Raw genomic sequence first — 14257 nt, 5'->3', positions numbered from 1 at the left:
TCCTTTCAGGGATGCCCCCGCGGCCTGGGCAGCGGGGGCGGGGTCTTCAGAAGTTACGCGCGGCGATAGCCTTCGAGAGCTTCGTCGGGCACGTCGGGCAGGTTGGTCACCAGGTTGTCCGGCGTCCGGCAGGTCAGCCAGACCAGTTCTTCGGTCGTGCTCATGTTGACCTCGATATGCGGCATGTAGGGCGGAACGAAGACGAAATCGCCTTCGTACATGTCGACATATTCCTTGTAGTCATCGCCGAAGTAGATCCGGCCGTGCCCCTTGAGGACATAACCGCCGGTTTCGCATTCCTCATGGTGGTGCGGCGGCGAACGGTGGCCGGGTTCGTTGGTGACGCGGCCGAACCAGATTTTGGTGGCCGGGGTGTGCTGCGGGCTGACGCCGGATTTGCGAACGCATTCGCCGGATTGCAGCGTGGATTCATCAAGCTCGCCTGCGCGGGTGATGACGGGAACGACTTTCTCGCTCATGTGGAATACCTCCCTCATGGAATGGTTGTCGGTTAGGAACCGGGAACGACGGCAGATTGCCATCAAATATTTTAAACCTCAAGCATTTTGTGTTTGATTCGTCGGATTCGCGGAAAATCGACTTCCGAGGGGCGGCTTTCGGAAAACTGCTTCGGTTTTTCGCATATCTGCCAATATCTCTAAAATTGGGCGTATTTCCCTGTCTGAAGGCAGCTTTGGTCCCATCTTCCGGTGGCGGAATATGAAAAAAATTGCACAGAAATGAATTTTGTTCTTGAAGAAAATAACTACATGCATTTGCATATACTAAAAATATGCAAACACACTCTAGCCTCTACAGGGAGACAATCATGACTTCACAGGAAACCCTTGCCCAGCTTGCGACCGGCCTGCTTGACGGCTCCATCAAGGTGATTGACTGCGCCGCCGTGCTCGGTCCGAAAACCCCGCTTCTGAAGCTGCCGCCGGAGCTTGCCGACGACACTCCGCCGATCGAGATTCACAAGATTTCCGAATATGGCGACCGCGGTCCGTTCTGGGCGTGGAACTGGCTCAAGCTCGGCGAACATTCCGGCACGCATTATGACGCGCCGCACCACTGGATCACCGGCAAGGATTTCCCCGACGGCGCCGTCGACACGATCAACCCGCAGTATTTCGTCGCCCCGGCCAACGTCATCGACTGTTCGAAAGAAGCCGCCGCCGATCCCGATTTCCTGCTGACCAAGGAAGACGTGATCGCCTGGGAAAAGGAACATGGCGAGATCAAGGAAGGCGAATGGGTGCTGATGCGCACCGATTGGGACCAGTATAACGATGACGAGGACAAGTTCCTCAATGCCGACGAAACCGGCCCGCACACCCCCGGACCCGACGCCGGCTGCATCCAGTACCTGATGGACAAGAAAGCCCTCGGCTGGGGGACGCAGTGCATCGGTACCGACGCGGGCGCAGCCGCGGGATTCGAACCGCCGTTCCCGGCGCACAACCTGCTGCACAAGCATAACCGCTACGGTCTGGCCTCGCTGACCAACCTCGACAAGCTGCCGCCGAAAGGCGCGATCTTCGTCACCGCGCCGCTGAAGATCGAGAACGGCACCGGTTCGCCGGTCCGTGCCTTGGCTCTGGTTTCCGCGTAAGAGGATCGGCTCATGTCAGCCCCCGAAATCGCCATCATCGGCAGCGGCATCAACGCCCTGACCGCTGGCGCGATGCTTGCCAAATCCGGTAAACGGGTCGCGCTTTTCGAGCGCGAAGCGGTGGCCGGGGGCTGCATGCGCTCTGAAACCCTGGCCGAGGGGGTCACTTACGACCCCCTCGCCACCACGTTCGTTCTCTGGGTGACCGGGGCGGCGCATGCCGTTCTGGGCGCGGACCTCGCGCGGCACGGTGTCGAGTTTTGCGCCACCGACACGCCGACCGGCGTGTTGCTGCCTGATGGCCGGGCGCTGACCTACAAGATGGATCGCGCGGCCAATGTCGCGGCCTTCGATGCCGGACATCCCGGCGACGGCGGGCAGCTGGCCGCCGATCTCGATGCCTTCGCGGCCGATGCCGATCTGTTGTTCGGCCTGATGGGCGGCGATCCGTGGTCGAAATCCACCGCGAAGCTGCTCGCCAAGGAAACCTGGAAACGCAAGCCCCGCGGGCTGGCGACGACCATGGGCGGGGCCCTGCAATCGATGCGCGGCTGGCTCGAAACCTCGTTCGAAAGCGACCTGAACCGGGCGCTCTGGGCGCCGTGGTGCCTGCATGCGGGGCTTGGCCCCGAGGCGTCGTTTTCCGGCCAGATGGGGCAGGTGATCGGATTTGCGCTCGAAGTCGCCGGCGCGCCGGTGGTCAAGGGCGGCACCGCCAACATGGTGCGCGGCCTGATCGCCATCATCGAAGAAAACGGCGGCACCGTCCGGACCAATGCCGAAATCTCCGAAATCACGATTTCCGGCGGCCGCGCGACGGGTCTGAAGCTGGCGGGCGGCGAGCAGGTGAAAGCGGGCAAGGTCCTGGCCTCGGTCACGCCGAACCAGCTTTACGGCAAATTGGCCCCCGCGCCCGAACGCAAGGACGACCTGCGCAAGTACCGTTATGGCAAGGGCAACTTCCAGCTTCATTACCTGCTCAACGGACCGGTGAAATGGAAATCCGACGGGCTGGGTGAGGTTCAGCTGCTGCACATCACCCCGGGTCTGGACGGCGTGTCGAAAGCTGGCAACGAAGCCGAGCGCGGATTGCTTCCCGAAGTGCCGACGATCTGTGTCGGACAACCCACCGCCGCCGATCCGTCGCGCGCACCCGAAGGCCAATCGGTGCTGTGGCTGCAGATGCCCGAAGCCCCGCGTTTCGTCAAAGGCGACGCTAAGGGCGAAATCGAGGTGCCCGAGGACGGGCAGTGGACCGAGACCCTGCGCGAAGCCTATGCCGACCGCATCGAGGATATCCTTGCCGCCCATATCGACGGGTTCAGGGAAAACGTCGTGACCCGTCGGGCCATCTCTCCGGCGGATCTGGAAGGCTACAACATGAACCTTGTCGGCGGCGATCCCTATGGCGGGGCCTGTTCGCTGGAACAGTTCTTCCTGTGGCGACCCTTCGCCGACACCAACCGCCACGACACCGGCATCAAGGGGCTGTATCACATCGGCGCCTCCACCCATCCGGGGCCGGGCCTGTCGGGGGGATCGGGGTTCCTGACCGCCAAGGAACTGGGCGCATGAGCGATCGGTCAGACGATCTGCAGGAATTCACCCCTTACCTGATGAACCGCATCATGGCGCGGTACAACAAGGGGGTGGAATCGGCGCTGAAAGAGGTTGGCGTTTCCGTCGCCCAGATGCGCGCGCTTGCCGTGCTGCACGAAAGCGGCCCCTGCACGATCAATGAATTGTCGGTCCAGACGGTGATCAAGCAATCCACGCTGTCGCGTACGCTGGTCACTATGGAAAAGGCCGGGCTGATCCGGCGCGAAGCGCAGGACGATGACAGCCGTTTTCGTCAGATCAGCCTGACCGATGCAGGCCGTGCAGCCTATCAGGCGGCATGGCCCGCGATGCTGACGATGCGTGAAACGATGCTTGATTCGCTGAGCGATGAAGAACGGCTCACGTTCAACAGCCTGCTGCTGCGGATTTTCTACGACATCCGCAAACACGATTTTTAAGCCCCCTTCGACGACGGGCACCGCACAAAAAACTAGGAGACCACCCATGGCCGAAAGATCCTTCGCCAAGGAAGTCCAGAAACTCAAGCAGGGAGAAGGCAAGACCTTCACCGGTGAGGGCATTCTCGGCATCACCAAGGCCCTTTTGGAAAACGGCGTCGGCTATGTCGGCGGCTACCAGGGCTCGCCGATTTCGCACCTGATGGACGTGTTGGCCGATGCGCAGGAAATCCTCGGCGAACTGGGCGTGCATTTCGAAGCCTCGGCGTCGGAAGCGACCGCCACGGCGATGCTGGCGGCCTCGGTCCATTATCCGATCCGGGGCGCGGTGACCTACAAATCCGTCGTTGGCACCAACGTGGCATCGGACGCGCTGTCGAACCTGGCTTCGGGCGGGGTGACGGGCGGCGCGCTGATCATCGTCGGCGAAGATTACGGTGAAGGGTCCTCGATCATGCAGGAGCGCACCTATGCCTTCGCGATGAAATCGCAGGTCTGGATGCTGGACCCGCGGCCGAACCTGCCCTCGATCGTCAAGGCGGTGGGCGACGGGTTCGAACTGTCCGAGGTGTCGAACACGCCGGTGATGCTGCAGGTCGGCATCCGGTCCTGTCACGTCCACGGCCATTTCACCGCCAAGGACAACAAACGTCCCGAAATGACCGTGTCCGACGCGCTGGAAAACCCGAAGCGGAAACTGGACCGGATCGTGCTGCCCCCGGCGACCTATCTGCACGAAGAGGAAAAGCTGACCAAGCGCCTGCCAGCGGCGCAGAATTACATCCTCGAAAAGGGCATCAACGAACGCTTCGGCAACCCGTCGGGCAAGGTCGGCGTGATCCTGCAGGGCGGCACCTACAACACCGTGATCCGGGCGCTGAACCGGCTTGGGATCGCCGACCTTTACGGCGATACCGAACTGGACATACTGGTGCTGAACTGCGTCTACCCGCTGGTCGACAGCCAGATCATGGAATTCTGCGAGGGCAAGGACGCGGTCCTGATCGTCGAGGAAGGTCAGCCCAATTACATCGAACAGCAGGTCGCCCATATGCTGTACAAGGCGGGCAAGACCACCAAGCTCGAAGGCAAGGGCATGCTGCCGATGGGCGGCGAATATACAGGCCAGGTGATGGTGGACGGGATCGGCGCCTTCCTGGCCGAACATGCGCCGGCGATGCTGCCGGTTCAGAAGGTCGCCACCAACGAAGAACCCGTCGCGATCCCGGACCTGTCGAAAACCCTGCCGGCCCGCCCGCCGGGGTTCTGCACCGGCTGCCCGGAGCGCCCGATCTTCGCCGCGACCAAGCTGGTCGAGGAAGAACTGGGGCCGCACCACATTTCGTCGGATATCGGGTGTCACCTGTTTTCGATCATGCCGCCCTTCGATTTGGGGGCGACGACCATGGGCTACGGTCTTGGTCCGGCCTCGGCCGCCGCGTTTCATAACGAGGACAAGAAGGGCCGTCGCTCGATTTCCTTCGTGGGCGATGGCGGGTTCTGGCACAACGGGTTGACCAGCTCGATCGGCAACGCGGTGTTCAACAAGTCGGACAACGTGATCATCATCGTCGACAATTTCTATTCCTCGGCGACCGGCGGTCAGGACATCCTGTCGTCGCGCGCCTTCAACAAGACCAAGCAGACGCAGAATTCCATCGTCGACGCGGTCAAGGGCATGGGCGTCAAGTGGGTGCGCCAGATCGACCGCACCTATGACGTCACCAAGATGCGCGACACGCTTAAAGAAGCGCTGACCACCGAGGAAGAAGGCCCCAAGGTCATCGTCGCGTCGTCGGAATGCATGCTGAACAAGCAGCGCCGGGTGAAACCGCAAACGGCCAAGGCCGCGAAAGACGGCAAACGCGTCGTCCGCCCCCGCTTCGGCGTGGACGAAGATGTCTGCACCGGCGATCACGCCTGCATGCGCCTGTCGGGCTGCCCGTCGCTGTCGGTCAAGGATACCGGCGATCCGTTACGCGACGATCCGGTCGCCGCCATCGACCAGACCTGTGTCGGCTGCGGCAACTGCGGCGAGGTTGCCGATGCCGCCGTCCTGTGCCCGTCCTTCTACCAGGCCGAAATCGTCACCAACCCGTCGGCAAAGGAAAAACGTCGCGCCTCTCGCGCACGGAAGATCATTTCCTGGCTGCAATCGCGCCGTGACGCCAAGCGCGTCGCCTTCGCCTGAGGAGTATTGTCATGAACATGCAAGCCAAACCGGTTATCGCACGCCGCTCCCCGGGTCCCGACGGGGAGAAAGTCATCACGCTCGCGGCGCTCGCCGTGGGCGGGCAGGGCGGTGGTGTCCTGACCAACTGGATCGTCGATGTCGCCGAAGCGAACGGTTATAATGCGCAGTCCACCTCGGTCGCGGGCGTGGCGCAGCGGACCGGCGCAACGATCTACTACATCGAGATGTGCCGCGACACCGGCCGCCAGCCGGTATTCGCCCTGTCGCCCGCCGTGGGCGATGTCGACATCCTGATGGCGTCGGAACTGATGGAAGGCGGCCGGGCGATCATGCGCGGGTTCGTGACGCCGGGGCGCACGACGCTGATCGCCTCCACCCACCGTATTCCCGCCGTGTCAGAAAAGGTCGTCCCCGGCGACGGCCGCGCCAACGGCGCCGAGGTGATCGAGGCGATGGGCATCGCTGCCGATCATGTCGTCGCCTTCGACATGGAAACCGTTGCGAAAGACGCGGGTTCGGTGATTTCGTCGTCGCTTCTGGGCGCCTTGGCGGGGTCCGGTGCGCTGCCTTTCCCGCGCGAAAGCTACGAGGAGGTTATCCGGAAATCGGGCCGTGGCGTAGAAGCCTCGCTGCGATCCTTCGGTGAAGCCTACGACATCGCCACCGGCGCCAAACCCGCCCCTGAGGCGGAGGCCCCGGTTAAATCAATCCCCGTCCTGCATGTGCCCGCAAAGCTGAAACGCAAATGGGCCGCGCTGGAAAAGCGTCTCGCTGCGCTGCCCTCGGAGGTGCAGGAAATGGCCGAGCTTGGCCTGAAGAAGGTCGTGGACTACCAGGACATCGAATACGGCGCGCAGTATCTCGACATGCTCGACAAGGTGGTCGCGCTGGACGCGGCGCCCTTTGACATGAGCACCACGGCGGCGAAGTATATCGCCCGCGCGCTGTGCTATGACGACATCCTGCGGGTGGCGGATATCAAGACCCGCGCAAGCCGTATCGAACGGGTCAAGGACGAGGTCGTGGTCAAGGACGATCAGGTCCTGATGCTGACCGAATATTTCCACCCGCGTTACGAGGAATTCACCACCACCCTGCCAAAGCGCCTGGGCAAGTGGTTCCAGAAACGCAAAGGCTTCGAGGCCTGGTATGCCAAGCGGTTCGACAAGGGCCGGCGCATCCGCACCGACAGCCTGCGCGGGTTCCTGATGCTCTGGATGGTGTCGTCGCTGCGCCCGATGCGCCGCCGTCTGCTGCGCCATGAAAGCGAAATGGCCCATGTCGATCGGTGGTTCGCCACCGTGCTTGAGGTGGCCGGCAGCGACCGGGCGCTGGCCGAGGAATTGCTGGCCAATTACCGCCTGATCAAGGGCTATTCCGACACCCACGCACGCGGCCTGTCGAAATTCGCCCGGGTGATGGGGGCTGTCGACATGCTCAAGGGGCGCGAAGATGCCGCCGACTGGATGCGCCGGTTGCGTACCGCCGCGCTCGACGATGTCGAGGGCGAGAAACTCGACGGTGCGCTGGCCACCGTCAAGAGCTTCGCGGGGTAAGCCATGGCCAAGCCAATCGTCATCATCGGGGCCGGCATCAACGGGCTGGTCGCCGCGGCGGACCTGGCCGCGCGCGGCAAACCGGTTCAGGTTTTCGAGCGCGGCCCGATCCCGGGCGGCGCGGTGCGCACCGAAGAGCTCACCCTGCCGGGGTTCCGTCACGACGTGGCGGCGATGAATCTGTCGATGTTCGCCGGATCGGGTTTCATGGCGAAGCACGGGGAAGAAATGGCTCGCCACGGGATGGAGTTCGTCCCGATCACCCATCCCTTCGCGCAGGCTATGGAGCCCGGCGATTACCTCGGTGTTTCGACTGATCTGGACGAAACGCTGGCCACGTTCGGGTCCGAGGCGGACAAGGCGACATGGCGCGCCCTGATGGAAGACTTCCCCGAACGGGCCGGCGTCGTTGGCGGTCTGCTCGGCACGCCGATGAAACGCTGGCCGCTGGCGAAGTTCCTGTGGTCGAAATGGCGCGCGCTCGGCACCGCGAAAAGCCTCGAGATCGCGCGTTTCCTGATGTCCTCGCCGCGCAGCTGGCTGGAAGAAACCTTCGAAGATCCCAGGCTGCACACCGCGCTTTCGACCTGGGGGATGCATCTAGATTTCGCGCCCGACATCGCGGGCGGTGCGATCTTTCCCTACCTCGAGGCGATGGGCGGGCAGGCCATGGGCATGGTGATCGGCAAGGGGGGTGCCGATGTCGCGACCCGCGCGCTTGTGAAAATGATCGAGGCGCATGGCGGGACCGTCACCTGCAACGCCGAGGTCAGCGAAATCCTGCATCGGAACGGCCGGGCAGTCGGTCTTGTCGTGAACGGTGAAAAGGTCGAGGCTTCAACTATTCTGGCCGGGCTTGCGCCGAAGCATCTGCTGCGCCTCATCGGCTGGGATTCAGGCGATCCGCGCTTTGACCGGGGGCTGGAAAAGTTCCGCCATGCGCCCGGTACCATGATGGTTCATCTCGCGCTCGACGCTCCCGTGCCGTGGAAGGCGGACGCCTTGGGCAAGTTCGCCTATGTCCATATCGGCCGCTCCATCGATGCCGCGTCGCTGACCTATGCGCAGGCCGCGGCCGGGTATCTGCCTGCCAGCCCGCTTCTTGTCGTTGGCCAGCCAACCCTGTTCGATCCGTCCCGCGCCCCCGCGGGGAAACATACGCTCTGGGTGCAGGTCCGCATGGTGCCGGCCGAGATCAAGGGGGACGCGAAGGGCGAAATATCCGAAACAAACTGGGCACATGCAAAGGCGGCAATGGCCGAGAGGGCACTGGACCTGATAGAAGAACAGGCCCCGGGCTTCCGTAATGTGATCGCCGCAAAAACGGTCGTGTCGCCGCTGGACCTGGAAGCGGAAAACCCGAATCTCGTGGGCGGTGACCAGATCTGCGGTTCACATCACCTGAACCAGAACTTCCTGTATCGCCCGGTGCGCGGATTCGCGGACCGCTCCACGCCGATTGATGGCCTTCAGATGATCGGCGCTGCCTGCTGGCCCGGCGCGGGGACCGGCGCGGCTTCGGGCTTTTTCGCGGCGCAGGATATTAAATAAGCATTCGCAATGCAGAAAGCGGGTTTACCGTGTATCTTTTTGCTTTAAATATGAAATATTATATCTAAAATAAAAACGTCAATTCTATCGAGTCCGAACAACGGACCGTCAAACGCCAACAGGAGAGACAAGACATGACTTCGAACGTACAGCTTACCCGTCGCGGGTTCATGGGAGCCTCAGTCGCGCTGAGCGCGCTCCTGGCCTCCGGCTCGGGGCTTATGGCGCAGGGGAAGGACGGCCTGACCATCGCCTATAACCTGCCCGTCCAGAGCTGGGATCCGACCACCGGTCCGGCGGCCGTCAACCCGGCGCTGCAGTCGATCTATCTTGCCGTTTTCGACCGCTATGTCGGGCAGGGCCCCGACCTGTCCTTCGGTCCCGGTCTTCTGACCGACTGGGGATTCAGCGAAGATAAGACTAAGATCACCATGACCGTCCGCGAAGGCGTCAAATGGCACAACGGCGACGACTTCACGCCGGAAGACATCGTGTGGTCGCTGGAGCGCGCGGCGAATCCGGAAACCGGCAACCCGATGCAGTTCGTCTGGGGCAAGATCGGCAACTACGTGATCGACGGCAATGTTATCACCGCCGACCTGCTGACCTTCGAACCGGCGCTGTTCAAGTGGATGGCCTTCCTGACCGCCTTCGTGCTGCCGAAAAACTACTACGAAAAAGTCGGCGCGGAAGGCTTCGAAAAAGCCCCGATCGGCACCGGCCCCTACATGGTCGATGCGTTTGAGCAGGGCGCCTATGTGCGGCTGAAGGCCTTCCCCGACTACTGGGGCGATGCGCCGGCGTTCGAAACCGTGACGCTCAAGTTCGTCACCGACGCCGCTTCGCGCGTGGCCGAGGTCGAATCCGGCAATTCCGACATCACCACCAACATCCCCTACGAGGAATACGATCGCCTGATCGCAAAGGACGGGTTGTCCGGCGAAGCGGTGCCGATCACCGATATCGGCATGATCTTCCTCAACGATATCGACGTGATGCTGGACAAGAACGTGCGTCTTGCCGCGCATCACGCGATCAACAAGCAGCTCATCATCGACCGCCTGCTGCGCGGCTACGGTGTGCCGCTCTCGACGCTCGAAGTGCCAGGCTATGCCGCCTATGACGAAAGCATCAAGGTCGATTACGACCCCGAGAAGGCGAAAGAACTGCTCGCTGCGTCGGGCTATTCAACCGACAATCCGGTGAAGTTCACCGTCCAGACAACCCGCGGCTTCAAGCCGAAGGATTATGAAATGATCCAGGCGGTCGTCGGCATGTGGCGCAAGGTCGGGATCGAGGCGGAGATCGAGGTTTATGAGATCGCCAAGCATTACGAACTGCGCGCCGCGGATACTCTGGCGCCGGCGGCCTTCTACAATTGGGGCAACTCGATCGGCGACCCGTCGACCTCCACCGGTTTCTCCATGTTCGGCCCGTCGCCGCATGCGGTGTGGGATACCCCCGACCTGGCCGTGAAGATCGGACCGCTGTTTGGCGAACCCGACGAAGAAAAGCGGATCGCCGGCTACAAGGCCGTGTCCAAATACATCGCGGAAGAGGGCTATGTGATCCCGCTGCTGCAATACGTGATGCCGGTGGTCTTCGCATCCGATGTCACTGTCACGCCCTACACCTCGGGCGACCTGCTGCCGCAGGCCGTTGGCAAAGCCTGATCCCCGCAGGCTTACTTGCGCGGGCCTTATCCCTCTTGGCCCGCGCCTTTTTGACGACCGGAGGCTTTCATGCTCCTCAAAACCGTTCTGATCCGTCTGCTCACGACGGCGGTCACCTTGTTTGGTGTCGCCGTCGTGGTCTTTACGCTTGTGCGCGTCGCCCCGGGCAACCCGATTGCCATGATGCTGCCGCCGGGCGCGACCGAGGCGGATATCGAAAACCTCAAGGCGCTTTACGGCTTCGACAAAAGCCTGCCGCAACAGTTTATCATCTGGCTTGGCGGCGTGGTGCAGGGCGATTTCGGCACTTCCATCACGCTGCGCCAACCGGTTGACCAACTGGTGCTCGGGCGGCTGCCGGCGACGCTGGAACTGTCGCTCATGGCGCTTCTGATCGCCGTTGCACTTGGCGGGCTCACCGCCGTGATCGGCGCGCGCAAGCGCGGAACGGGCACCGAGATCGGGGTCGACCTTGTCAGCGGCGCCGTTCTGTCCATTCCCGATTTCCTCTGGGGGCTCGTCTTCGTTCTGATCTTCGGCGTGCTGTGGCCGGTTCTGTCGATTTCGGGCCGCGTCGATCCGCGCATCGCGATCGATTTCACCACCAACTTCTACCTGTTCGAAGGGCTTGTGCGCGGGCGTTTCGACGTGGTCGGTTCGACGCTCGGCCATATGCTGATGCCGGCGATGTCGCTGGCGCTGCCGCTGGCGGCGATGATCGCGCAGTTGCTCAAGCAGAACCTCAAGGAAGTGCTGGTTCAGGATTACACCACGCTGGCGCGGGTGCGCGGTTTCGGCGAAACCGCCGTGATCCTGCGCGAAGCGCTGCGCAATGCCGCGCTGCCGACGCTGACGCTGGTGGGGGTGCAGTTCACCTTCCTGATCGGCGGCACTGTGATCGTCGAGAGGCTGTTTGCCTATGAAGGTCTGGGCAACATGGCGATCGACGCCGTGATCAACCGCGACCTGCCGCTGATCCAGGGGATCGTGCTGCTGTTCGCCGCCCTTTTCATCGTGATCAACCTGATCGTCGATCTGTCCTACACGCTTCTGAATCCGAGGCTCCGACATGGCTGATACCACCATTTCCACCCCGCGCGCGCGCCGTTCGGGCAAGCCAAACCTGCGCCTTTGGCTGCCGCTTTTGTGGCTGGGTTTTGTCGCGCTGGCCGCGATCCTGGCGCCGCTGGTCGCACCGCATGATCCGCTGACGCAGGATCTCATGCTTGAACGGTTGCCGCCGTTTTTCATCGACGGGACCGAGCCGGGCTACTTGCTCGGCACCGACAGCCTGGGCCGGGACGTGCTGTCGCGGATGATCCATGGCGCGCGGATCGCGCTGTTCGTCAGCCTGATCGCGGCGACGGCGACCTGCCTGTTCGGATCGGTCCTGGGCCTTGTCGCGGGGTATTTCGGCGGTTGGTGGGATCGCGTCATTTCCCGCCTCGTCGATATCTGGATGGCCTTCCCGCCGGTTCTGTTCGCGGTGCTTCTGGTGGCCGTCATGGGCACCGGACTGACCTCGGTTATCGCGGCGATCGCGCTGATCGACTGGACCCGTTTCGCCCGCGTGATCCGGGCCGAAACGATGGTGCAGTCGCGGATGGATTACGTCGACAGTTCCCGCATCGGCGGCGCGCGCCGGATCGCGACGCTGGCCAGCGAAATCCTTCCCAACGTGCTGCCGTCGATCATCGCGCTGTTGATGCTTGAAATGGGTATCGCGGTGATCGTCGAGGCAATCCTGAGCTTCGTGAACCTGTCGATTTCGTCGGACGACCCGACCTGGGGATCGATGATCGCCGAGGGCCGCAACGCCATTCACTTCGCATGGTGGGTGCTGTTGTTCCCGCTGATCGCGCTTTTCCTGACCGTGCTGAGCTTTTCGACGCTTGGCGAGGGTCTCAAACAACGTTTCGACCCGGTGCTCCAATGACCGTAGCCACTCACAAAACCACGCTCGACGTGATCAACCTGAACATCGCCCTGCCCAATGGCGTGCGGATTCTGCGCGACGTGTCGCTGTCGCTCGAACCCGGCGAAGTGCGGGCTCTGGTGGGGGAATCCGGCGCAGGCAAGTCGATGATCGGCAAATCGGTTCTGGGCATCCTGCCGCCCAGCCTGCGGGTCACCGAGGGCGAAATCATCCTCGAAGGGCAGCATCTCAACGCGATGTCGCCGTCGACCCGGCGCACCACCGTTGCCAAGACCGCGGCGCTGATCCCGCAGGACCCGCTGACCGCTCTCAATCCGGTGCGCAAGATCGGACCGCAGATCGTCGACCCGCTGATCCGCATCCACGGCTGGAGCGCGGACAAGGCCAGGGCGCGGGCGCTCGACCTGCTGGACCGGGTGCATATCCGCGCGCCGGAACGGGTGATGAACAGCTATCCGCATGAATTGTCGGGCGGCATGCGTCAGCGCATCCTGATCGCCGCCGCCTTCGCCCCGTCGCCGCGGCTGATCGTGGCGGACGAACCGACGACGGCGCTCGACGTGACGGTGCAGAAACAGATCCTGCGCCTCATCCGCGAATTGCAGCAGGAAACCGGGACGGCGGTTCTGTTCGTGACCCATGACATGGGCGTGGTCGCCAAGATCAGCCAGAAGGTGACGGTGCTGTTCGCCGGCAAGGTGATGGAGGACGCTACGACAAAGGCGGTCTTCACCGATCCGCAACATCCCTACACCCGCGCGCTGATCGCGGCGACGCCGAGCTATGCCGACCTGGAACGCCCGTTCTCGCCAGTGCCCGCGTCGCTGATTTCCGATCTGCATCAGCAGATCGCGCAGGATGACGCGCTTTACAAGGGGGCCAGAAGGTGACCTCGACGAACACCACCGCGCCGCTGATTTCCGTGCGCAACCTGCGCCTGTCCTTTCCCGACCGCGCGCATAAATCGCTGATCGGGGCGGCGCCCCGCATCGAGGTGCTCAAGGGCTTCAGCATCGACATTCCCGACGGCAAGATCACCGGCATCGTCGGTGAAAGCGGGTCGGGGAAATCGACGCTGGGCCGGGTTCTGGTGCGGCTGCTGGAGCCGGATTCGGGCGAGGTTCTGTTCGACGGGACCGATATCGCGCATCTGGACGAAGGCGCGCTGCGCCCGCTGCGCCGCGACCTGCAGATGATTTTCCAGGACCCGATGTCATCGCTCAATCCGCGTCACAAGGTCTGGCGGATCATCGCGCAGCCGATGAAGCGCTATGGCCGCGGCGGCAGCAAATCAGATGCCATCGCAGCCCTGACCAAGGTCGGCCTGCCCGCCGCCTTCGCCGACCGCTACCCGCACGAACTGTCGGGCGGTCAGCGTCAGAGGGTCGGGATCGCCCGCGCCATCGCGCTGGAGCCGCGTTTCATCCTTGCCGACGAGATCGTGTCGGGGCTGGACGTGTCGAGCCAGGCGCAGGTTCTGGCCCTGCTCAAGGATCTGGCCCGCGACATGGGGCTGACTGTCGCCTTCATCAGCCACGACCTGTCGGTGATCCGGCATCTGTGCGACGAGGTGATCGTCCTGAACCACGGCGAAATCGTGGATCAGGGGCCGGTCGCAGAGGTCTTCGATGCGCCGAAATCGGACATCACCAAGGCATTGCTCGGTGCGATCCCGTTGCCGGAACTCGACGACAACTGGTTCGACTGAGGC

Annotated in this window: 12 protein-coding genes; 11 read left to right on the top strand and 1 reads right to left on the bottom strand. The window is 62.8% G+C overall.

The features are described from left to right. Positions 1 to 53: 53 nt before the first annotated feature. Complete coding sequence (locus IT775_RS10560) at positions 54 to 479, bottom strand: cupin domain-containing protein (RefSeq protein ID WP_212701077.1); 426 nt, start codon at positions 477 to 479, stop codon at positions 54 to 56. A 350-nt stretch (positions 480 to 829) separates the two neighbouring features. Here IT775_RS10560 and IT775_RS10555 point away from each other — a divergent pair, with 350 nt between their 5' ends. From IT775_RS10555 to IT775_RS10505, 11 genes are all read left to right on the top strand, one after another. Further along, complete coding sequence (locus IT775_RS10555) at positions 830 to 1618, top strand: cyclase family protein (RefSeq protein WP_212701076.1); 789 nt, start codon at positions 830 to 832, stop codon at positions 1616 to 1618. Positions 1619 to 1630: 12 nt separating this feature from the next. Then, a complete protein-coding gene (locus IT775_RS10550; protein WP_212701075.1) occupies positions 1631 to 3193 on the top strand; it encodes a phytoene desaturase family protein in 1563 nt (520 codons plus the stop codon). Beyond that, positions 3190 to 3636, top strand: a complete 447-nt coding sequence (locus IT775_RS10545) for a MarR family winged helix-turn-helix transcriptional regulator (RefSeq protein WP_212701074.1) — start codon at positions 3190 to 3192, stop codon at positions 3634 to 3636. Before IT775_RS10550 ends, IT775_RS10545 begins: the two co-directional genes overlap by 4 nt. A 46-nt stretch (positions 3637 to 3682) precedes the next feature. Then, positions 3683 to 5827 carry a thiamine pyrophosphate-dependent enzyme gene (locus tag IT775_RS10540; protein WP_212701073.1) on the top strand — a complete coding sequence of 715 codons (2145 nt, stop codon included), beginning with the start codon at positions 3683 to 3685 and terminating at the stop codon, positions 5825 to 5827. An 11-nt stretch (positions 5828 to 5838) separates the two neighbouring features. Then, on the top strand, positions 5839 to 7386 hold the full coding sequence (locus IT775_RS10535; protein WP_212701072.1) for an indolepyruvate oxidoreductase subunit beta family protein: 1548 nt from the start codon (positions 5839 to 5841) through the stop codon (positions 7384 to 7386). 3 nt (positions 7387 to 7389) lie between these two features. Then, complete coding sequence (locus IT775_RS10530; RefSeq protein ID WP_212701071.1) at positions 7390 to 8937, top strand: phytoene desaturase family protein; 1548 nt, start codon at positions 7390 to 7392, stop codon at positions 8935 to 8937. Positions 8938 to 9071: 134 nt separating this feature from the next. Continuing rightward, positions 9072 to 10610 (top strand): ABC transporter substrate-binding protein, encoded by a 1539-nt coding sequence (locus IT775_RS10525; RefSeq protein WP_212701070.1) that lies wholly within the window; start codon positions 9072 to 9074, stop codon positions 10608 to 10610. Between the two features lie 69 nt (positions 10611 to 10679). After that, on the top strand, positions 10680 to 11687 hold the full coding sequence (locus tag IT775_RS10520; protein WP_212701069.1) for an ABC transporter permease: 1008 nt from the start codon (positions 10680 to 10682) through the stop codon (positions 11685 to 11687). Then, on the top strand, positions 11680 to 12546 hold the full coding sequence (locus IT775_RS10515; protein WP_212701068.1) for an ABC transporter permease: 867 nt from the start codon (positions 11680 to 11682) through the stop codon (positions 12544 to 12546). Before IT775_RS10520 ends, IT775_RS10515 begins: the two co-directional genes overlap by 8 nt. Continuing rightward, on the top strand, positions 12543 to 13436 hold the full coding sequence (locus IT775_RS10510) for an ABC transporter ATP-binding protein (protein ID WP_212701067.1): 894 nt from the start codon (positions 12543 to 12545) through the stop codon (positions 13434 to 13436). The genes IT775_RS10515 and IT775_RS10510 overlap by 4 nt, the downstream gene beginning before the upstream one ends. Beyond that, complete coding sequence (locus tag IT775_RS10505; protein WP_343231131.1) at positions 13433 to 14254, top strand: ABC transporter ATP-binding protein; 822 nt, start codon at positions 13433 to 13435, stop codon at positions 14252 to 14254. The genes IT775_RS10510 and IT775_RS10505 overlap by 4 nt, the downstream gene beginning before the upstream one ends. Positions 14255 to 14257: the final 3 nt, after the last annotated feature.

The sequence above is a fragment of the Thalassovita aquimarina genome, from assembly GCF_018219815.1.
In the GTDB taxonomy this organism is placed as follows: Bacteria; Pseudomonadota; Alphaproteobacteria; order Rhodobacterales; family Rhodobacteraceae; genus Thalassobius; species Thalassobius aquimarinus.
Note: the sequence above shows the minus strand (reverse complement) of the source record. Positions and strands in the feature narration are given on the sequence as shown.